Origin of the sequence: Pseudomonas sp. HY13-MNA-CIBAN-0226, assembly GCF_040310305.1 — a bacterium.
Classification (GTDB): domain Bacteria; phylum Pseudomonadota; class Gammaproteobacteria; order Pseudomonadales; family Pseudomonadaceae; genus Aquipseudomonas; species Aquipseudomonas gregormendelii.
Map to the genome: position 1 here is coordinate 80745 of NZ_JBEOPS010000008.1, position 19226 is coordinate 99970.

The 19226-nt window shown below is 61.0% G+C and carries 16 protein-coding genes; 10 read left to right on the top strand and 6 right to left on the bottom strand.

Annotation, left to right across the window (positions count from 1 at the left end; translation table 11 throughout):
* The first annotated feature begins 14 nt into the window (after window positions 1-14).
* Window positions 15-1469 carry a TrkH family potassium uptake protein gene (locus AAEZ05_RS10810; RefSeq protein ID WP_045058854.1) on the top strand — a complete coding sequence of 485 codons (1455 nt, stop codon included), beginning with the start codon at window positions 15-17 and terminating at the stop codon, window positions 1467-1469.
* Here the strand turns inward: AAEZ05_RS10810 and AAEZ05_RS10815 are convergent.
* Entirely contained in the window at window positions 1426-2487 is a 1062-nt protein-coding gene (locus AAEZ05_RS10815; protein WP_225569053.1) for an AraC family transcriptional regulator, read from the bottom strand. The two genes, AAEZ05_RS10810 and AAEZ05_RS10815, sit on opposite strands and share 44 nt — an antisense overlap.
* A gap of 161 nt (window positions 2488-2648) precedes the next feature.
* Here AAEZ05_RS10815 and AAEZ05_RS10820 point away from each other — a divergent pair, with 161 nt between their 5' ends.
* Both AAEZ05_RS10820 and AAEZ05_RS10825 read left to right on the top strand, forming a co-directional pair.
* Window positions 2649-2960 (top strand): Mpo1-like protein, encoded by a 312-nt coding sequence (locus AAEZ05_RS10820; protein WP_350647308.1) that lies wholly within the window; start codon window positions 2649-2651, stop codon window positions 2958-2960.
* A gap of 27 nt (window positions 2961-2987) precedes the next feature.
* On the top strand, window positions 2988-3578 hold the full coding sequence (locus AAEZ05_RS10825) for an HD domain-containing protein (RefSeq protein WP_350647310.1): 591 nt from the start codon (window positions 2988-2990) through the stop codon (window positions 3576-3578).
* A gap of 20 nt (window positions 3579-3598) precedes the next feature.
* Here the strand turns inward: AAEZ05_RS10825 and AAEZ05_RS10830 are convergent, their stop codons facing one another.
* Window positions 3599-4414, bottom strand: coding sequence for a UDP-2,3-diacylglucosamine diphosphatase (locus tag AAEZ05_RS10830; protein WP_045058850.1), 816 nt, complete (start codon window positions 4412-4414; stop codon window positions 3599-3601).
* A 135-nt stretch (window positions 4415-4549) separates the two neighbouring features.
* Here AAEZ05_RS10830 and AAEZ05_RS10835 point away from each other — a divergent pair, with 135 nt between their 5' ends.
* Together AAEZ05_RS10835 and AAEZ05_RS10840 are read left to right on the top strand one after the other, a co-directional pair.
* Window positions 4550-5314 carry a helix-turn-helix transcriptional regulator gene (locus AAEZ05_RS10835; protein WP_350647312.1) on the top strand — a complete coding sequence of 255 codons (765 nt, stop codon included), beginning with the start codon at window positions 4550-4552 and terminating at the stop codon, window positions 5312-5314.
* Between the two features lie 106 nt (window positions 5315-5420).
* A complete protein-coding gene (locus tag AAEZ05_RS10840; RefSeq protein WP_350647314.1) occupies window positions 5421-6314 on the top strand; it encodes a DMT family transporter in 894 nt (297 codons plus the stop codon).
* On the opposite strand, the gene AAEZ05_RS10845 is transcribed toward AAEZ05_RS10840, so the two are convergent.
* Entirely contained in the window at window positions 6308-6595 is a 288-nt protein-coding gene (locus AAEZ05_RS10845; protein ID WP_045058847.1) for an Rdx family protein, read from the bottom strand. The genes AAEZ05_RS10840 and AAEZ05_RS10845 overlap by 7 nt on opposite strands.
* 71 nt (window positions 6596-6666) lie before the next feature.
* Here AAEZ05_RS10845 and AAEZ05_RS10850 point away from each other — a divergent pair, with 71 nt between their 5' ends.
* Window positions 6667-8856 carry a patatin-like phospholipase family protein gene (locus tag AAEZ05_RS10850; RefSeq protein WP_350647426.1) on the top strand — a complete coding sequence of 730 codons (2190 nt, stop codon included), beginning with the start codon at window positions 6667-6669 and terminating at the stop codon, window positions 8854-8856.
* Between the two features lie 115 nt (window positions 8857-8971).
* On the opposite strand, the gene AAEZ05_RS10855 is transcribed toward AAEZ05_RS10850, so the two are convergent.
* The 3 genes from AAEZ05_RS10855 to recQ form a co-directional block, all read right to left on the bottom strand.
* Complete coding sequence (locus AAEZ05_RS10855) at window positions 8972-10729, bottom strand: motility hub landmark protein FimV (protein WP_350647316.1); 1758 nt, start codon at window positions 10727-10729, stop codon at window positions 8972-8974.
* A 127-nt stretch (window positions 10730-10856) separates the two neighbouring features.
* Window positions 10857-11291 (bottom strand): MarR family transcriptional regulator, encoded by a 435-nt coding sequence (locus AAEZ05_RS10860; RefSeq protein WP_045058845.1) that lies wholly within the window; start codon window positions 11289-11291, stop codon window positions 10857-10859.
* Window positions 11292-11410: 119 nt separating this feature from the next.
* Window positions 11411-13537, bottom strand: coding sequence for a DNA helicase RecQ (gene recQ / locus AAEZ05_RS10865; RefSeq protein ID WP_350598644.1), 2127 nt, complete (start codon window positions 13535-13537; stop codon window positions 11411-11413).
* Window positions 13538-15397: 1860 nt separating this feature from the next.
* Here recQ and AAEZ05_RS10870 point away from each other — a divergent pair.
* The 4 genes from AAEZ05_RS10870 (at window position 15398) to lapD (ending at window position 19189) form a co-directional block, all read left to right on the top strand.
* The gene (locus AAEZ05_RS10870; protein ID WP_045058676.1) at window positions 15398-15985 is read left to right on the top strand and encodes a UPF0149 family protein; all 588 of its coding nucleotides are present in this window, start codon (window positions 15398-15400) and stop codon (window positions 15983-15985) included.
* Window positions 15986-15995: 10 nt separating this feature from the next.
* Window positions 15996-16391: a YbaN family protein gene (locus tag AAEZ05_RS10875; RefSeq protein WP_045058677.1), complete on the top strand. Its 396-nt coding sequence runs from the start codon at window positions 15996-15998 to the stop codon at window positions 16389-16391.
* A 117-nt stretch (window positions 16392-16508) separates the two neighbouring features.
* Window positions 16509-17216, top strand: a complete 708-nt coding sequence (lapG, locus tag AAEZ05_RS10880) for a cysteine protease LapG (RefSeq protein WP_350647318.1) — start codon at window positions 16509-16511, stop codon at window positions 17214-17216.
* A 32-nt stretch (window positions 17217-17248) separates the two neighbouring features.
* A complete protein-coding gene (lapD, locus tag AAEZ05_RS10885) occupies window positions 17249-19189 on the top strand; it encodes a cyclic di-GMP receptor LapD (protein WP_045058679.1) in 1941 nt (646 codons plus the stop codon).
* Window positions 19190-19226: the final 37 nt, after the last annotated feature.

Sequence of the window (19226 nt, forward strand, 5' to 3'; positions counted from 1 at the left end):
CCCGAGCGGACTTCATGGCGTTGCCGACCTTACGGATCATTGGTTTCATCATCGGCATCTTTCTGATCACCCTGGCCATCGCCATGGTCGTGCCCATGGCCACGCTGGTGATTTTCGACCGCACCAGCGACCTGCCTTCGTTCCTCTGGGCCAGCATGATCACCTTCGTCGCCGGCCTGGCGCTGGTCATCCCCGGTCGGCCCGAACACATACACCTGCGCCCGCGGGACATGTACCTGCTGACCGTCAGCAGCTGGCTGGTGGTGTGCATATTCGCCGCGCTGCCGTTCCTGCTGACCCAGCACATCAGCTACACCGACTCATTCTTCGAAAGCATGTCCGGCATCACCGCCACCGGGTCGACAGTGCTCAACGGCCTGGACAAGATGTCCCCCGGGATCCTGATGTGGCGCTCGTTGCTGCACTGGATCGGCGGCATCGGCTTTATCGGCATGGCAGTGGCGATCCTGCCGTTGCTGCGCATCGGTGGCATGCGCCTGTTCCAGACCGAATCCTCGGACCGCTCCGAAAAAGTCATGCCCCGCTCGCACATGGTGGCGCGTCTTATTGTTGCAGCCTATGTCGGCATCACCATCCTCGGCAGCCTGGCCTTCTGGTGGGCCGGGATGAGCCCCTTCGATGCCATCAACCATGCGATGTCGGCCATTTCCACCGGGGGCTTCTCGACCTCCGACCTGTCCCTGGCCAAGTGGACACAGCCCGCGGTGCATTGGGTGGCGATCGTCATCATGATCCTCGGCAGCCTGCCATTCACCTTGTACGTGGCGACCCTGCGCGGCAACCGGCGCGCCTTGATCAAGGATCAGCAGGTTCAGGGTCTGCTCGGGATGTTGCTGGTGACCTGGCTGGTGCTCGGCACCTGGTACTGGTGGACCACCCAGCTGCACTGGCTGGAGGCCCTGCGCCACGTGGCGCTGAACGTGACCTCGGTGGTCACCACGACCGGATTTGCCCTGGGAGACTACAGCCTGTGGGGCAATTTCTCGCTGATGCTGTTTTTCTACCTGGGGTTTGTCGGTGGTTGCTCAGGCTCGACCGCTGGCGGGATCAAGATCTTCCGCTTTCAGGTCGCCTATATCCTGCTCAAGGCCAACCTTAACCAATTGATTCACCCGCGCGCAGTGATCAAGCAGAAGTACAACGGACACCGGCTCGACGAAGAGATCGTGCGGTCGATCCTGACCTTCTCGTTCTTCTTTGCCATCACCATCTGCGTCATCGCCCTGCTGCTTTCGCTGCTGGGAGTGGACTGGATGACCGCGCTGACAGGCGCAGCCAGTACCGTGTCCGGCGTCGGCCCGGGGCTGGGTGAGACCATTGGCCCGGCGGGCAACTTCGCGACGCTGCCCGACGCCGCCAAGTGGATCCTGTCGTTCGGCATGTTGCTGGGCCGACTGGAGATCATCACGGTGTTTGTGTTGTGTATTCCGGCGTTTTGGCGTCACTGACCGGCCCAGGCGTGCCCGTCAACCGTGCCCGGTACTCTCCCGGCGTGGCGTCAAACCAGCGGCGGAACGCGCGGAAAAAGTTGCTGGGGTCGGCGAAACCCAACAGGTAGGCAATTTCCAGCAGGGTCATGCTGGGCTGGGCCAGGTACTGCTCGGCCATCTCGCGGCGAGTATCGTCGAGCAAGGCCTGGAAACTGGTGCCCTCTTCCTGTAACCGGCGCTGCAAGGTGCGCTGCGACAGGTGCAGCGTCTGCGCCACGGTGTCGCGCTTGGGTTCGCCCTGCGGCAGCAGCCGGCACAACACCTGACGCGCCTTGTGGGTCACTCGGCTTTCGGAAAACCGCGCCAGGTACTCGCCGGCAAACCGGTCATGCAACGCCGCCATCGCTTCATTGGCCGTAGGCAGCGGCGCCTCCATGTCGGCGCGCTCGAAAATCAGCGCGTCATAGGGCGCGCTGAATACCAGCGGGGCGTGGAATGTTTGGGTATAGGGCTCAAGGTTGACGGGGTGCTCACCCTGGAACATCACCTTGCGGGGTTGCAGGGTTCGCCCGGTCAGCCAGTTGCACAGCCCCAGGGCGCAGGCCAGGGAAGCCTCGGCGCTTTGCCGGGTCGGCGGCAGATGGTCGCCATGCACCGTCAGGATCAGCGCATAACCCTCGTCCAGCAGGCGGAAACTCAGGTCGGCACTTTCGGCGATGATCCGTTGATAACGCACCAGGCGCTGAAAACCTTCAACCAGAGTCTGGCTCGACATCAAGGCGTAGCCCGCCACATGAAAGGATGCCGGCCGCACCACTTTGCCCATGTTCAGGCCGATCGCCGGGTTACCCGACAGCTCGACCGCGCGTTGCCACAGTCGTGTCATGGAGTCCTGGGTAAAGCGCCCATCCGGGTCGGTCAGGGCCGCGTAGTCCAGCCCCAGCTGCCTGAACAGGACCCGACAATCCAGGCCGTCCATTTCCAGTGCCTTGACAATCCCCATCGCCCAGCTTGCAGAAGTCGTTCTTTCGCTCATGGCGTTTACTGTCTTGGTGAGCCGTCTACGGCGTCAGGTTTACCGAAGGATACTAAAGTGGCGCCTATTGTCACTGGCTGATGCCAATGATCACTCTAGACTTAAATAAGCTACCCGCAGAACAACTTGGCGCCAGAACAATAACCACAGAGACCGTTGTCGTGGAAAACATCAAACGTTTCAACAGCTTCGCCGAGTTCTACCCGTATTACCTCAGCGAGCACAGCGACAGTACTTGCCGACGATTGCACTTCATCGGCACCACCCTGGTTATTTTCATTCTGGCCATGACCATCGGCAAAGGCGCCTGGCTATTACTGTTGAGCCTGCCGCTGGCCGGTTACAGCTTCGCCTGGGCCGGGCATTTCTTTTTCGAGAAAAATCGTCCCGCGACCTTCCAGCATCCCTTTTACAGCCTGCTCGGCGATTTTGTCATGTACCGCGACATGATCATGGGTCGCGTGCCGTTCTAGGAATCACCCGCTATTCGAGGACAGTCGATGAATGCCAATGCCCGCTTCACCCACATGCAGGACGGCACCCAGGAAGACTGGGCAATCATCGCTGCCGACTTCAGCGCCTATGCCAGGCAGTTACCGAAACGGATCGTGGCCCACCTGACGCTGCTCGAGGGTGACTTCGGTGGTTTTCCCGTGGATCGCCTGACCCACTCCCTGCAAACCGCAACACGTGCCTGGCGCGACGGCCGTGATGAGGAATATGTGGTGTGTGCGCTGTTGCATGACATTGGCGATACGCTGGGCTCCTATAATCATCCGGACATTGCTGCGGCGATCCTCAAGCCATTCGTCAGCACCGAGAATTTGTGGATGGTGGAAAAGCACGGGATTTTCCAGGGTTACTACTTTTTTCATCACTTGGGTATGGATCGGCATCTGCGCGAGCAATTCAGTGGTCATCCGCAGTATCAGGCGACCATTGATTTCTGTGCCAAATATGATGCGGCGGCGTTTGACCCCGCCTACGAAACGCTGCCGCTGAGCTTCTTCGAGCCGATGATGGAGCGCCTGTTTGCGCAGCCGAAGAACTCGATCTACAAGGCGGCGATGCAGGAGCACTCACCAGCCTAGAATCAAAAGATCTTCTGATCTCAGGCAGGCTCACCCACCTTCTGCGCCGTCATCTGCTCTTCCCGCGCCTGTGCGTCCGCCAATCGATACAACTCGATCGAGCCGTCCCAGTGCTCGATCAGCGCCGTGCACGACTCAACCCAATCCCCGCAGTTCAAGTAATCCACGCCGCCCACCCGGCGGATTTCGGCATGGTGAATGTGCCCGCACACTACGCCGTGCAACTCGCGCTTCACGCACTCGTGGGCGATAGCCTCCTCGAAATCACTGATAAAGCTGACCGCGGTTTTCACCTTGTGCTTGAGGTAGGCCGACAACGACCAGTACCCATATCCATAGCGGGCGCGCCAGTGATTCAGCCAGCGGTTGAGCGTCAGGGTAAATTCGTAGGCCGAGTCCCCAAGAAACGCCAGCCAGCGGTGGTAGCGGGTGATCACATCAAACTGGTCGCCGTGGATCACCAGCAGATGCCGGCCATCCGCCGTGACGTGCACCGCCTCGTCGACCAACTGGATATTGCCCAGGATCAACTTCGAGTAACGGCGCAGGAATTCATCGTGGTTGCCCGTCACGTAGATCACCTCGGTGCCGCGCTTGCTCATGGTCAGCAGGCGGCGGATGACGTTGGTGTGCGCCTGGGGCCAGTACATGCCGCTACGCAGCTTCCAGCCATCGATGATGTCGCCGACCAGGTAGACCTTGTCCGCGTGGTAACCCTTGAGAAATGTGCTCAGGTGCTCGGCCTGGCAGTCCCGGGTGCCCAGATGCACGTCGGAAATCCACAAGGTCCGCACCCGCTGCTTGCGACCGGGTCTGGCGAGCTCGGCACTGGTCATTGGCAACGCTCCACGATGGTTTGGGCAACTGTGCGCCGGGCGGGTGAATCGCCCATGACAATGACGCGTCAGTCCTGTGACAACGCCGGGCGGCCAACGCGGTGTAGAATGCCCACCTTGCCCGGGAGACCTGCGATGAGACCGATCCTCACGCTCCGCCAATACACCAAGGACCTGATCATCCACAGCCACGACCATGCGCAGTTGGTGTTCGGGTTGTCGGGGGCGCTGGATTTCGAGGTGGGCGGGCATGGCAGCCAGGTGATACAGCAGAGTTTTGTGGTGGTGCCTTCCGGTTTTCATCACGCCTGCAACAGTGCCAATGGCAGCCGTTGCCTGGTGCTGGATATACCGAGCGATCAATGGGTGGCGCAGTCCCTGGGTGAGCATGCCGACGCCAGCCGACGCCTGCTCGACAGCGCCGCACGCCTGCCCCTCGATGCCGGGCAGAGCCAATTGGTGAGCTGGCTGGCGGGCAGCCAGGTCGACGACCCGCTGATTGCGCAACAGGGTGCCGTGCTGTTGCTGGCCAGTCTCAATAACGTCAAACCCGAGGTCATGGGGGGGCGTCGCCTGCCCTACGCGGCGTTGAATGCGCACATCGACCAGCACGCGGCCTATCCCCTGCAGGTCGCTGACCTCGCCCGCATCGCCGACTTGTCCAGCGCCCGCCTGCATGCCCGCTTCGTCGCCGAATGCGGGCAGACGCCGATGGATTACATCCGCAGCCGCCGCCTGCACCGGGCTGTCGAGCTGTTGCGCGACACCGTGCTGCCTATCGGCGAAATCGCCAGCCGGGTCGGCTACAGCTCGCAAAGTGCATTCGCCGCCACGGTGTTGCGCGAGTTCGGCGCCTCTCCGGGAAAACTGCGACGCGAGGGCGGCGACAAAAGACGCTAGTCTGGCGACAGACGTATACGGCTCGTCCACGGTCTACTGTAGGAGCTGCCGGAGGCTCCTACGGGTCGTGTATCGGCCGTGCTCACACATCGATCAAGGATCTGCAATGACTCCCCGTACCGCCCTTGGCGCCCTGCACATTGGTGCACTGATGTTCGGCCTGACCGGCGTGTTCGGCAAACTCGCGGCAGCCTCCCCAGCCGTAATCGTTTTTGGCCGCGCGGCATTCGCGGTGCTCGCCTTGGCGGTGTTTGCGCGGTTCGCCAGTGCCACCCGCTGGCAACCTCTCGAAGCCGTGGATTGGCGCCGATTGTTACTCAGCGGCGTACTGCTGGCCGGGCACTGGGTAAGCTTTTTCATCGCGGTGAAGGTTGCCGGTGTGGCGATTGCGACGTTGGGATTCGCCAGTTTCCCGGCTTTTACCGTGATCCTCGAAGGACTGATCTTCCGCGAGCGAATTCGCGCCAACGAAATTCTCCTGGTGGTGCTGGTGAGTATCGGGTTGGTGCTGGTCACGCCTGATTTCGACCTCGCCAGCGGCGCCACCACCGGCCTGCTGTGGGCAGTGGGTTCGGGCTTGCTCTTCGCTTTATTGTCGTTGACCAACCGCGCCAGTTCCTCACGGATTCCGCCGGTGCAGGCCGCGCTGTGCCAGAACGTGGTGGTCGCGCTGTGCCTGCTGCCGGTGGCCGCACCGCAATTGAGTGAAGTGCGCGCCCTGGACTGGCTGTGGATCAGTCTGCTCGGAATCTTCTGCACCGGTGTCGCTCACAGCCTGTTCGTCGCCAGCCTGGCGGTGATCAAGGCTCGCACCGCCGCAGTGGTGTTTGCCATGGAACCGGTATACGGCATCACCATGGCCTGGCTGCTGTTCAACGAAAATCCCACGCCACGCATGCTGTTCGGCGGCGCGTTGATCATCGTGGCGATTGTGGTCTCCAGCCGTCTTGCCGGCGGGTCAGACAAGAAAACCGTTGCTGCAGAGGCAGCCTCTCACTGAGTCCGGTCGTTGTGACCGAGGTCGCGGTCGGGATCAATCTGATCCCGGACCCGCTGTTTCAACACCTTGGCCTCGGGAAAACCGCCGTCACTCTTGCGCTCCCAAAGCTGCACGCCATCACAAAAAATATGGAATACCCCACCCGTGCCGGGCACCAGCGACACCTTTCCCAGGTCGTCACCAAAGGTACTGAGCAGTTCCTGGGCCAGCCAGGCTGCGCGCAGCAACCACTGGCACTGGGTGCAATAGGTGATGACAATTTCCGGTTTGCTGGCAGGCATGATTGACGAGACTCCAGAGGCGAGGGGCGCCGCTATAATAGCGACCTTTTCCGCTGGTCCCGAGATTCATGATGCGCCATCTTCTGTCCTGCCTGCTGCTCTGCTTGCTGCCCATGATCGTCCAGGCCGCCGAGGCCCCCCGACCAAAAGTCGGCCTAGTGCTGTCCGGTGGCGCAGCCCGAGGCCTGGCGCACATTGGTGTGCTCAAGGCGCTGGAGGAGCAAGGCATCCAGATCGATGCCATCGCCGGCACCAGCATGGGTGCGGTGGTGGGCGGGTTATACGCATCCGGGTACAAGATCGATGAGCTGGAAAAGCTCGCCCTCAACATTGATTGGCAGCAGGCCCTGTCGGATGCGCCGCCCAGAGCTGACGTGCCGTTCCGGCGCAAGCAGGATGATCGCGACTTCCTGGTGAAGCAGAAACTCAGTTTTCGCGACGACGGCAGCCTCGGCTTGCCGCTCGGGGTCATCCAGGGCCAGAACCTTGCCCTGATGCTGGAAAGCCTGCTGGCCCATGCCAGCGATACCCGGGATTTTGACAAGCTGCCCATACCCTTCCGCGCGGTCGCCACCGACATTGCCAGTGGTGAGAAGGTGGTGTTTCGCAAGGGTCACCTGCCTCAGGTGATTCGCGCCAGCATGTCGATCCCCGCGGTGTTCGCCCCTGTCGAACTGGATGGGCGCCTGCTGGTGGACGGCGGCATGACCGATAACATCCCGCTGGATGTCGCCAGGGAAATGGGGGTCGACGTGGCGATCGTGGTCGACATCGGCACGCCCCTGCGCAACAGCAAACAACTGACCACCGTGGTCGACGTGCTGAACCAGTCGATCACCTTGATGACCCGCCGCAACTCCGAAGAACAGCTCGCCGCCTTGCACCCGGACGACATCCTGATCCAGCCGTCACTGGCGAGTTTTGGGGTGACCGACTTTGGTCGTGCCGAAGAAATGATCGAGGCAGGCTATCGCGCAACCAGGATTCTCGATGCACGCCTGGCGCAGCTCAAGCCGTCGCAGCCGCTGGATCCGGAGCTGAGCGCCGCCCGTGAGCCCAGTGAGCGCACGCCGATCATCACCGCAATCAAGGTCGAGAATGACTCGAAAGTCGGCGATGATGTCATTCGGTACTACATTCGCCAGCACATTGGTCAACCACTGGACCTGGGACGCCTGCAAACCGATATGGGCACCTTGTATGGCCTGGACTACTTCGAGCAGGTGCAATACCGAGTCGCCCACAAGGGCACTAATCACACCCTGATCATCACTGCCCGCGGCAAGCGCAGCGGCACGGATTACCTGCGGCTGGGCTTGAACCTCTCGGACGACATGCGCGGCGACAGTGCGTTCAACCTGGGCGCCAGTTACCGCGTCAACGGCATCAACCGCCTGGGTGCCGAATGGTTGACCCGCGCGCAGATCGGCGACCGCCAGGAACTGTACAGCGAGTTCTACCAGCCACTGGATGTCGGATCGCGATATTTCATTGCGCCCTACGCCGCCTTTGACGCGCAGAACGTCGAAGCCACCCTGGACAACGATCCGATCGCCCAATACCGGGTTGAGCGCTACGGCTTTGGCCTGAACGTAGGCCGCCAGATCGGCAACAGCGGCGAAGTGCGCCTGGGTGTTGGCGAAGCCTGGGGCAAGGCAGACGTGCGCATTGGCGACCAGGACCTGCCCAGCGAAAGCTTCAACGAAGGGTTTTATGAAGTGAAGTACTCGTTCGATTCACTGGATAACGTCTACTTCCCCCATGAAGGCGAAGACTTCGGCCTGGCCTTGCGGCAGTACGAACCCGGCCTGGGCTCGGACAATCGCTATCGACAATGGGAAGTCGCGCTGGACAAGGCCCTCAGCCACGGCCCGGACACCTTCATTCTCGGCGGCCGCTACGGGCGCACGCTCAATGACGCCAATGTGGTGACTTCCAGCTTCCTGCTCGGCGGAGCACGGCAGTTATCGGGTTTCAGGGAGGATGCGATTTCCGGGCAGAACATCAGCCTGATGCGCGCCGTATACTATCGACGCCTGACACCGCGCTCGTACCTGCCGCTGGATTTTCCGCTGTATGCCGGTGGTTCACTGGAGCGGGGTCGGGCGTGGAACAACGACAATGAGTTCGACAGTGGCTACATCAATGCCGCCAGCGTATTCATCGGCTTCGACACGCCCTTGGGTCCGCTGAACTTCAGTTACGGCTTTAACGATGCCGATGAGCAGGCCGTGTACCTGAACCTGGGGCAAACATTCTGAAGCCTGTGGGAGGGAGCCTGGTCGCGATTGCGGCTGGTCCGTCGCTATTTATGTCGACTGACTCACCGCTATCGCGAGCAGGCTCACTCCCACATTGATAACGACACATGCACTATCAGCGAATGCCGGCCAACAAACTCCGCGCGGTCTGCTTGAGTGGTTCATCGGCATCCTTGAGCAGCTCGTTGAGCAGCTGAATCGCGCTGTCCAGATCGCCGTCATCAATACAGGTCTGAGCCTGTTCGAGTTTGCCGGCGTTGTCCGGTTCAAGACTGAAGGGCTCAATTTCCAGCGATGAGTCCGGGTCACCGAATTCGGCGAGGAAATCGTCGTCCAGCCCCTGGGAATCCGCCGGCGCATCCCACTCCAGCTCGGGTTCGCCCAGTGACGGCTCCTCGGGCATTTCGAACACCTCGGGCAAGATGTGGAGGTTGGAGTGAAACGCCGGCTCTTCTGGAAGTGCGGGTGGCGGCGGAGCGCTGTCGAAGGGGCTGATCAGGTCCCAATTGGCGTCCATCGACAGGTCATCCAGATTCAACTGGAACTCATCGCCCTGGGCAACAACGGGCGCTGCGGCGATCACTGAAGCGACAACCGGCGCAGCAGCCAGCGGCGTCACGTTGTGCATTTTCGGGTGTCGGCTGCGAATGTCCTGCAGGGCCTGTGGGTCAAATCCTGAGTCGCGCAGCTGGGTTTCCTGGGCGTTATAGGCCGCCACATCGCCTTGTTTGCCGAGCACTTCCAGCAGTTGCACGGCTAGATCAGTGCGCTGTGGCTCTTTGGCCAGCGCCTCGCGCAGCAAACCGGCCGCCTCGGAAAACCGGCCATAGGCCATGTAGATACCCACGCCCTCCAGCACGTCGCCCGACGGCGCATCCTCTTGGTGATCAGCCGCCGATTTGGCCGGCGGTGCCTGCATTCCTACAGGATCATCAGTCACCGACTCAGGCCGGGAAGCAGGCACGGGAGCCTCCTGCGCCACCTCATCCGCCTGTTGGCGTTGGCGTTGGCGCCGCATGAACAAGCCCAGGAGTACCAGGACCGCCAAAGCCAGAACGCCGAGAATCATTGGCCATTGATTGGCATCAGGCTGTTCAACGGCGACCACCGGCGGTGCCACGGCAACAGGTGCCGCGGGCGGTGCCTGTTGCAGTTCGGCCAACCGGGTTTGCAGTTCGATCACCTGCTTCTTGTGGGCGGCAATCTGTTCGTCCTGTGCCTGCAGCCGCGCATTCAGCTCAGTGATGGTCGCTTGCAGTTGTTGGTTTTGCAGGACGCTGGCAGCCAACTGCTCTGCAGCGGGGTCAATTTCCGCTACCGGGGCAACAGCCTCGGCCTTGGGCGCAGCAGCTTTTTTTGGCGCTGGCGCTGGCGTGGCTGCCACAGGCTTGACTGCAGGAAACGGAGAGTTTGGCGTGGTGGCGGCGGGTTCATCGACCACAGGAGCAACACCCGGCGCGCCAGGAGGATCGATCAACACCGTGTATTCGCGCAGCACCCGCCCATTGGGCTGATTGAGCTGCACCAGGAAATTCAGGAAGGGTTCATTGACCGCTTTATTGGAGCTCACCCGGATCAGGCTGCGATTGCCCTTGAGGATTGGGGTGAACTTCAGGTCGTTGAGAAAAAACACGCGTTCAACACCCGCGCGGCTGAATTCGTCCGCCGTAGCAAGGTTGACCGACAGGTCGCCCTCTTCCAGCCCCGCCGCGTCCACCAGCGCGATGTCTGCCCGCAACGGCTGATTCAGCGCGGAATGCAGGGTGATTTCACCCAACCCCAGCGCAGGCGCCAATGCCGAGTAACACACAGCGCCACCCACCAGCAGCAGCCTGGTGCCACACCGCAAGACAACGTGCAAACTCTCAAGCATGAGCATCCCTTAGATAACCAGAACCAACCGTACGCGTTCGCACATCCGGTACGAACGCGATAATGCATAGTAGTTCTTTATAGTCCGCCCAACGGGCGATCTCAAAAGTCCTGCACGAAGCAACGAGTCAGGATTTTTCCAGGTTGGCCAGGATATGCCCGTGAACTCGCATGCATATCTTCAATTCCGCCTCATCGACGCCTTCAAACAGTTCCTGGCGCAGCTGGTTGGCAATGGTTTCAATCTGTTCAATCAACGGACGGGCCGGGGCGCAGAGGACGATTTTCTTCGCCCTGCGGTCTTCCACCACTGCCTGGCGCTGGACCAGACCCTGACTTTCGAGGCTGTCGAGCAATCTGGCCAGGGTCGGACCTTCTACGGCAACGCTTTGCGCCAACTCTCGTTGGGTCGGCGGCTCTCCGAAACGCGCGAGGTGCAATAGCACCAGCCAACGGGCCTGGGACAATCCCAGGCCCGCCAGGCGACGGTCCAGTTCGGCTCGCCAGCCACGGGACACCTGCGCCAACTGCATGCCAAAGCGGTGTTGATCGGTTAACGGCATAAAAAACTCATGGTTAGACTGAAATAGAGAAAACCTAATTATTAGTCAGCTAAGCATGGCCGATGACATGAAGCAAGGCTCGCTTTGTACTGAATCGTTACATCAAAGCAAGGGTTGTTTCAAATTTCGAATTCCGACTGCAGTGCCGCCCGGACGCAGTACAACACGCCCTCTGGAACCCGTCCGGCAAATATTGCTGCGATCTCCACAACCGGTGGCAACTCGCCTTCACCGTCGAGAAAAGCATCCTGTATTTCGCCCATCAATTCCTCAGGCAAATCCAGTGCCTGCTCCAGGGACAAGTGTTGCTTGCCAATCGCCTCGGCAAGCAGGGTGTACACATTCTTTTCCGAACACTGCAACTGGCCGGCGATCTGCAGTGGCGTCATGCCTGCGCGGGCCAGTGTGATCAACTCGTGGCGCAGGTCGGCCACCACTTTTGGCGCCTCGGCCTGGCCGCCCAGCACTTCGAGGAATGCCTCCCCGTAACGCTCCAGCTTGCGCGCGCCGACGCCGCTGACCCGTGCCATCTCGGCCATGGAGCCGGGTTGGCTGCGCAGCATTTCCAGCAGGGTCGAATCCGGGAAGATGACGTACGGTGGCACCCCGTGCTCTTCGGCAAGCTTGCGACGCAACGCGCGCAAGGCTTCCCACTGCTCGCGTTCCTCACCACGAACCAGCTGGCTCGCCTGGCTCTTGCTGCTTTTCGCAGTCGTTTGCGGCTTGAGGTCGCGGCGCAGCTCCAGGGTCACTTCGCCCTTGAGCAGCGGCCGGCAAGTGGCGCTCAACCGCAGGCCGCCATAACCTTCGAGGTCAATGTCCGCCAGCCCGCGGGCAACCAGCTGGCGAAACAGCGATCGCCATTCGCTCTCGCCCATCGCCTTGCCGACACCAAACACTGACAGGTGCTGATGCCCAAAGCTGCGGACCTTTTCATTGTCCTTGCCCAGTAACACGTCCACCAGATGCCCCACACCATAACGTTGGCCGGTGCGGAAGATCGCCGAAAGGGCCTGGCGAGCCGGCTCGGTCGCGTCCCACGTCTGCACGCCATCGACACAGTTGTCGCAATGGCCACACGGCTGCGGCATATCTTCGTCGAAATAGGCCAGCAAGGTTTGCCGGCGGCAGCGGGTTTCTTCGCAGAGCGAAAGCATGGCGTCGAGCTTGTGCTGCTCCAGGCGCTTGTGACGCTCGTCGCCTTCGGAGTTCTGCAGCATCTGCTTGAGCATCACCACGTCTTGCAGGCCGTAAGCCATCCAGGCATCAGCCGGCAGGCCATCACGCCCGCCGCGACCGGTTTCCTGATAGTACGCTTCCAGGGATTTGGGCAAGTCCAGGTGCGCGACGAAACGCACGTTGGGTTTATCGATCCCCATGCCGAACGCCACGGTGGCCACCATGATCAGGCCTTCCTCGTTGAGAAAGCGCCTCTGGTGATGAGAGCGGGTTTCGTTGGGCAGCCCGGCGTGATAAGGCAGCGCCGGAAACCCCTGCTCGCTGAGGAATACCGCGACTTCGTCGACTTTCTTGCGCGACAGGCAGTAAACGATGCCGGCATCGCTGCGCCGCTCGGCCAGGAACGCCAGCAACTGCTTGCGCGGCTGCTCCTTGGGGACGATGCGATAGAAGATGTTCGGGCGGTCGAAACTCGACAGGAAACGCTCGGCGTCCTGCAAGTGCAGGCGATCGACGATTTCTTCGCGGGTGCGTTTGTCGGCGGTGGCAGTCAGTGCGATGCGCGGGACGTTGGGGAACAGCTCGGCCAGTTGGCCCAATTGCAGGTATTCGCGGCGGAAATCGTGACCCCATTGCGATACGCAGTGTGCTTCATCGATGGCGAACAGGGCGATTTCCAGGCTTTGCAGGAATGCCAGCATCCGCGGCTGAACCAGGCGTTCAGGCGCGAGGTAGAGCATCTTCACCTCACCGCGCTTGATGCGGTTGGCCAGGTCCCGTTGCTGTTCGGCGCTCAGTGTGGAGTTCAACGCAGCGGCGGCAACACCCAGTTCTTCGAGGGTGGCGACCTGATCGTCCATCAACGCGATCAGCGGCGAGACCACGACGGCCAGGCCTTCGCGCAGCAATGCCGGTACCTGGAAGCACAGGGACTTGCCGCCGCCGGTAGGCATCAGCACCAGGGCGTCGCCACCACTGGCCACGCGCTCAATGATCGCACCCTGGCGGCCACGAAAGCTGTCGTAGCCGAAGATGTCCTTGAGGACGCGTTGAGCCTGTTCGAGCATAAAAACTCCAAAAATCACCGAAACATCCCTGCAAGGCTGGTTCAGAATCGCGCGGTCTGCACTGAACAAATCGTAAGTGCGGATTGCATGACGCTGTCCATCTCAGCCATGACGCCGGCAGGGCATCGCAAAACGCGGGAGTATACCCGACCCCTCCGGTTCAAAGGGTGCCGCTTGGTAGACACATTGGGACAAACACTTCATTGGTGGGTGCTGTGGGTGCGGCGGGTGGTGTTGTTGGTGTGTAGGAGCTGTCGAGTTAAACGAGGCTGCGATCTTTTGATCTTGCTTTGTGTGCATATCCATTGCTGCGGTAATGGCTGCTTATGGTTCCGCCCTTACGGCGGGTCACTTTCGAAGAGCGCGAAAGTAACCAAAGCGCTCTTGCCCCACCACTTGGCACCTCGCCTAGGCTCGGTGTGCCCTCACTCCGGCATTGCTCCGCGGGTCGCCGCGATGGGCCATCCCTGGCCCAGCGCGGCTAAACCGGCATCCTTGCCGGTTTCCCCGCTACGCAATGCCTGCGTTCGGCCAGCGTGGTTAACGGGGCGTCCGCGATCAAATACCTGGCCGTGGCGGCCTTCGGGCCGACCAAGGCATCACGCCGGCGCGCTTCGCTTGTTGGGTCGCGCACCTTTTCTGGATATGAAATGAGCCCTGTGAGGTGGTATCCGTGGAAGGTGGCCGCTGGAAAGTGATGCCTCTGGACAGTCATTTCTGTGGAGGTTCGATATCTGTGAAGAGTTCGATATCTGTGGAACGACTGATGTCTGTGGAAGGATTGATATCTGTGGGAGCAAAGCTTGCTCGCGATGACGGTTTTGCATCCAATATTGATGCTTACTGTCATCCCGCTATCGCGAGCAAGCTTTGCTCCCACAGAAACAACATCAGCCCGGCAGGCAAGCTTTGCTCCAAAAGGGACAACACCAGCCCGGAGGCAGTGCACATCAGAGAAGCGCAGCGCGCCGGTTTGATGCCTTGGTCGGCCCGAAGGCCGCCACGGCGAAGCTCTGGATCGCAGGCGCCCCGTTAACCACGCTGGCCGAACGCAGGCATTGCGCAGCGGGGAAACCGGCAAGGATGCCGGTTTAGCCGCGCTGGGCCAGGGATGGCCCATCGCGGCGACCCGCGGAGCAATGCCGGAGTGAGGGCACACCGAGCCCAGGCGAGGTGCCAAGTGGTGGGGCAAGAGCGCTTTGGTTACTTTCGCGCTCTTCGAAAGTGACCCGCCGTAAGGGCGGAACCCTAAGCCGCCGTTACCGCAGCAATGGATCTGCACACAAAACAAGATCAAAAGATCGCAGCCTCGTTTCACTCGACAGCTCCTACTCAGGAACAACTCCAGCCCGGAGGCAGTGCACAATCATAGAAGCGCAGCGCGCCGGTTTGATGCCTTGGTCGGCCCGAAGGCCGCCACGGCGAAGCTCTGGATCGCAGGCGCCCCGTTAACCACGCTGGCCGAACGCAGGCATTGCGCAGCGGGGAAACCGGCAAGGATGCCGGTTTAGCCGCGCTGGGCCAGGGATGGCCCATCGCGGCGACCCGCGGAGCAATGCCGGAGTGAGGGCACACCGAGCCCAGGCGAGGTGCCGAGTGGTGGGGCAGAAAGCGTTTGGTTACTTTGCGCTGTTCAAAGTGACCCGCCGTAAGGGCGGAACCATAAGCAGCCATTACCGCAGCAATGGATATGTACACAAAGCAAGATCAAAAGATCTCAGCCTCGTTTCACTCCACAGCTCCTACAGAGCGCATATGGAAAAACGAGCCCAGAGGGGGCAAATGTGCCGCGCGGCTGGCCTGACTGCTCAAGAAGGCCTAGAATTCCCGCATCTGTTTAATTCCCAAGGTAGCCCTTTAATGTCCTTCGCTGAGCAACTAACCCGCCTGCAAGTCTTCCTCGACGCCGATGAACTGCATGACGAGGCGCTGGACTACGTGGCCGCCCACGGCTACCTCACGGCCCTGTCGATATGCTCCGAAACCGTACCGGACCGTGAATGGATCGATGCCCTGTTCGCCGAAGAGCCGCATTACGCCGACGACACCGAGCGTGAGGCCATCGAATCCACCCTGCTGGCACTCAAAGCCCACATCGCTCGCCAGCTGGCTTCCGATGAAGAATTCGAGCTGCCTTGCGAACTCGATCTTGGCGAAGACCCGGATGATTCCGACCTGCGCGGCTGGTGCATCGGCTTCATGGAAGGCGTGTTCCTGCGTGAAGCCGCCTGGTTTGAGACCGCTGAAGACGAAGTCAGCGAAATGCTGCTGCCGATCATGGTCGGTTCGGGCCTGTTCGACGAGCAACCGGAATTCTCCGATATCGCCGCCGATGCCAACCTGATGGACGACATGATCGTGCAGATCCCGGAAGCCCTGACCGCGCTGTACCTGCTGTGCAACGCGCCTGACGAAAAACCGGCCATCCTCAAGCCTCGTCACCACTAAGGTTCTGCCTATGGACAATCCCATAGGCAACCGCTCCCTGATGTTGCGCTACGGGCTGCTGGCCATCGGCTGGCTCAGCGTAGCGTTGGGGGTGATCGGGATCTTCCTGCCGGTATTGCCCACGACCCCCTTCCTGTTGCTGGCCGCTGCCTGTTTTGCCCGCAGTTCACCGCGCTTTTACCATTGGCTGGTGGAGCATCCGCGCCTTGGGCCGTGGATCCGCGGTTACCTTGACGGTGAGGGCATTCCGCTCAAGGGCAAGGTCTACGCCATCGGGCTGATGTGGTTGAGCATCGGGTTTTCCTGCTATCTGGTGCCGATGCCGTGGGCGCGGGGCTTCATGTTGACCAGTGCGGTGCTGGTGACTATTTACATCCTCAGACAGAAAACCCTGCGCAAGCCCTGATCGCCTCGTCACAGCATCCCTGTGACTCACTGCAACTGCATTGCCAACCGACGATCTGCCCTCTTCCCCCGCAAACACCGCCTAGACTCCATCCATCTGCACCCCGAGCAGCCCGACATGCCCCGTCGCCGGCGTAGTCCAGGATGGTCAACGCTCCGACTTCGGTTCGGCGGATGGCTGCTGCTGGCATTTTGGCTGATGCCGGGCCTCAGTGCGGTGTTCGCCAGCTGGGATTATGCGCAGGTCTTGCAGAACGCCCAGGCCCGATACGGCGCGCAGGGTCCCGCGCAAAGACGGATAGAGGCCTGGAGCCAATTGCTGCAAAGTCAACAGGATCAGCCCGAGCGCGAGCAACTCAATGCGGTCAACCGCTTTTTCAACCAGCAACTGACTTTCCAGGACGATACGCGCATCTGGCGCCAGATCGATTACTGGGCCACCCCCGTCGAATCCCTGGTCAAGGGCGCGGGCGACTGCGAGGACTACGCCCTGGCCAAGTATTTCAGCCTGCGCCATCTCGGCATTCCCAGCGAAAAATTGCGCATCACCTACGTTAAAGCCCTGACCCAGAACCAGGCGCACATGGTACTGACCTTCTACAGCAGCCCCACGGCCGATCCGCTGGTGCTGGACAACCTGGTGGGCGAGATCTCCCCCGCTTCACGACGCAAGGACCTGCTACCGGTCTACGCATTCAATGCCGAGGGGCTGTACCTGCCGGGGGCTAACGGGGGCAAGCGTTCCAGCGACTCGAAAAAGTTGTCGCGCTGGCAGGATGTGTTGAAAAAAATGCAGGTTGAAGGTTTCGCCGTGGGCGACGGCTAGTCGTCCTCGCAAGGTCTCGCAAGGAGCGTCTTATGTCACTGCGCAAACAATTGTTTCTCGCCATTTGCCTGTTCCTGCTGGTGGCGTTCAGCGGCAGCTTTTTTGTCAGCCTGGAAAGCTCCCGCGACCAGATGCTCGGCCAGTTGCGCTCGCACGCCCAGGACGCGGCGACGGCGCTGGGGTTGTCATTGACCGCGCAAGTAGACGATCCGGCAATGATGGAGTTGATGGTCAGCTCGATTTTCGACAGTGGCTACTTCACCAGCATCCGCGTGGTGAGCATTGCCGATGAGCAGGTGTTAGTGGAGCGCAGCGCCCAGGCCCGCGGCGAACGTGTGCCCGGCTGGTTCACCAGGCTGGTCGACCTGCGTCCCCAGGCAGGCGAAGCGTTGATCATGCGCGGCTGGGAGCAATTCGCCCGGATCGAAGTATTGAGCAACCCGCGATTTGCCCTGGCCAAGCTCTGGGACAGTACATTGGGCAGCCTGATCTGGTTGCTCATCTGCGGGCTGCTCAGCGCGGTGTTCGGCGGCTGGCTGCTGCGCCGGCAATTGCGCCCGCTGGACAAGATGGTCAAACAGGCCGAAGCCATCAGCAAGCGCGAATTTCGCAGCCTGACGAAATTGCCCCGCACCCCGGAATTGAAACGCGTGGTGCTGGCGATGAATCAGATGGTCGAAAAGCTCAAGGCGCTGTTCGCCGAAGAAGCCGCTCGCAGCGAAAAACTGCGCGCCGAATCCTACCTCGACGGCCTCACCGGGCTGGCCAACCGGCGGTTACTGGACGAGCAACTGGCGGATCATTTGCTGATGGCCGAGCAGAGCAGTGAGGGCCATTTGCTGATGCTGCGGATCAATGACCTGGCGGGGCTCAATCAGCGCATGGGCGGACAGCGCACTGATGCGTTGATTAGCGCAGTCGCCGAATTGCTCAAGCGTCTTTGCGGATTACCCGAGCGCCGTACCTGGCTGGCTGCGCGTAATCGTGGCGGAGAGTTCAGCTTGCTGACACCTGGATTGGGCCAGGCGGACGCCGCCCGCCTGGTCGCGGAAGTCAGTGCCACCCTGGAAAACCTGCGCCTGACCGGCGCCAGTGACAGCATGCCAGTGGCGCACCTGGGCATCGTCCCCTATCGCCCGGGAGAATCCGCCAATGCGGTGCTGCTGCGCCTGGATCAAGCCCTGACTCAGGCCCGGCAACACCCCGAGCGGCCGTGGACATACCTGGACGACGGTGACTGCGCGCCGAACCAGTCCCAGCACGACTGGCGAACCTGGATCGACGAAGCCCTGACGCAGGGGAGCATGCAGCTGTACTTTCAGCCGGTGGTGCAATGCGCCGACACCAGCCAGGTGCTTCACCACAAAGTGCTGGCACGCTTGCTCGACCCCAGCGGCGAGGCGATCGCCGCCGGACATTTCCTGCCCTGGATAGAGCGTCTGGGCTGGTCGGCGCGCATGGACCTGGCGATGCTCGAAGCGACCCTGGATTACCTTGTCGTCAATCGCTGGCCGCTGGCATTGAGCCTGTCTGGCAGCACCCTGCGCGATCCGGCGCAGTTGGCGAAGATACTCGACATGCTCGAATCGTTACCCGATCTGGCGCCGCTGCTGACGCTGGAAATCGACGAACGCCAACTGCCGCCCCCGCTGGAGTTGCAACGCTTGTGTCATAGCCTGCTCGACACCGGCTATCGCGTCGGGCTGCAGCATTTTGGCGGCAGCTTCAGCCAGATCGGCAACCTGACACAGCTGGGGTTGGCTTACTTGAAGATTGATGGTGCGTATATCCGGGGTATAGATCGCCAGGGCGACAAGCGCCTGTTCATTGATGCGATCTTCCGGGCAACCAACAGTATTGATTTGCCGTTGATTGCGGAGATGGTCGAGACCCAGGGAGAGTTTGCGACGATCAGGGAATTAGGGGTGTATGGGGTCATGGGCAGGTTCATCGGGCCGCCTGAGCCAATGTGACGGGGTAGCTGCCCTCCACGGTGGAAGCAAGACTTGC

Coding starts and splice junctions, on each gene's coding strand:
- AAEZ05_RS10855 (WP_350647316.1), bottom strand. CDS start 10,729: ATGCTTGAGAGTTTGCACGTTGTCTTGCGGTGTGGCACCAGGCTGCTG.
- AAEZ05_RS10850 (WP_350647426.1), top strand. CDS start 6,667: ATGCGCCATCTTCTGTCCTGCCTGCTGCTCTGCTTGCTGCCCATGATC.
- lapD (WP_045058679.1), top strand. CDS start 17,249: ATGTCACTGCGCAAACAATTGTTTCTCGCCATTTGCCTGTTCCTGCTG.
- AAEZ05_RS10840 (WP_350647314.1), top strand. CDS start 5,421: ATGACTCCCCGTACCGCCCTTGGCGCCCTGCACATTGGTGCACTGATG.
- AAEZ05_RS10845 (WP_045058847.1), bottom strand. CDS start 6,595: ATGCCTGCCAGCAAACCGGAAATTGTCATCACCTATTGCACCCAGTGC.
- AAEZ05_RS10810 (WP_045058854.1), top strand. CDS start 15: ATGGCGTTGCCGACCTTACGGATCATTGGTTTCATCATCGGCATCTTT.
- lapG (WP_350647318.1), top strand. CDS start 16,509: ATGCCCCGTCGCCGGCGTAGTCCAGGATGGTCAACGCTCCGACTTCGG.
- AAEZ05_RS10835 (WP_350647312.1), top strand. CDS start 4,550: ATGAGACCGATCCTCACGCTCCGCCAATACACCAAGGACCTGATCATC.
- AAEZ05_RS10870 (WP_045058676.1), top strand. CDS start 15,398: ATGTCCTTCGCTGAGCAACTAACCCGCCTGCAAGTCTTCCTCGACGCC.
- AAEZ05_RS10860 (WP_045058845.1), bottom strand. CDS start 11,291: ATGCCGTTAACCGATCAACACCGCTTTGGCATGCAGTTGGCGCAGGTG.
- AAEZ05_RS10875 (WP_045058677.1), top strand. CDS start 15,996: ATGGACAATCCCATAGGCAACCGCTCCCTGATGTTGCGCTACGGGCTG.
- AAEZ05_RS10825 (WP_350647310.1), top strand. CDS start 2,988: ATGAATGCCAATGCCCGCTTCACCCACATGCAGGACGGCACCCAGGAA.
- AAEZ05_RS10815 (WP_225569053.1), bottom strand. CDS start 2,487: ATGAGCGAAAGAACGACTTCTGCAAGCTGGGCGATGGGGATTGTCAAG.
- recQ (WP_350598644.1), bottom strand. CDS start 13,537: ATGCTCGAACAGGCTCAACGCGTCCTCAAGGACATCTTCGGCTACGAC.
- AAEZ05_RS10830 (WP_045058850.1), bottom strand. CDS start 4,414: ATGACCAGTGCCGAGCTCGCCAGACCCGGTCGCAAGCAGCGGGTGCGG.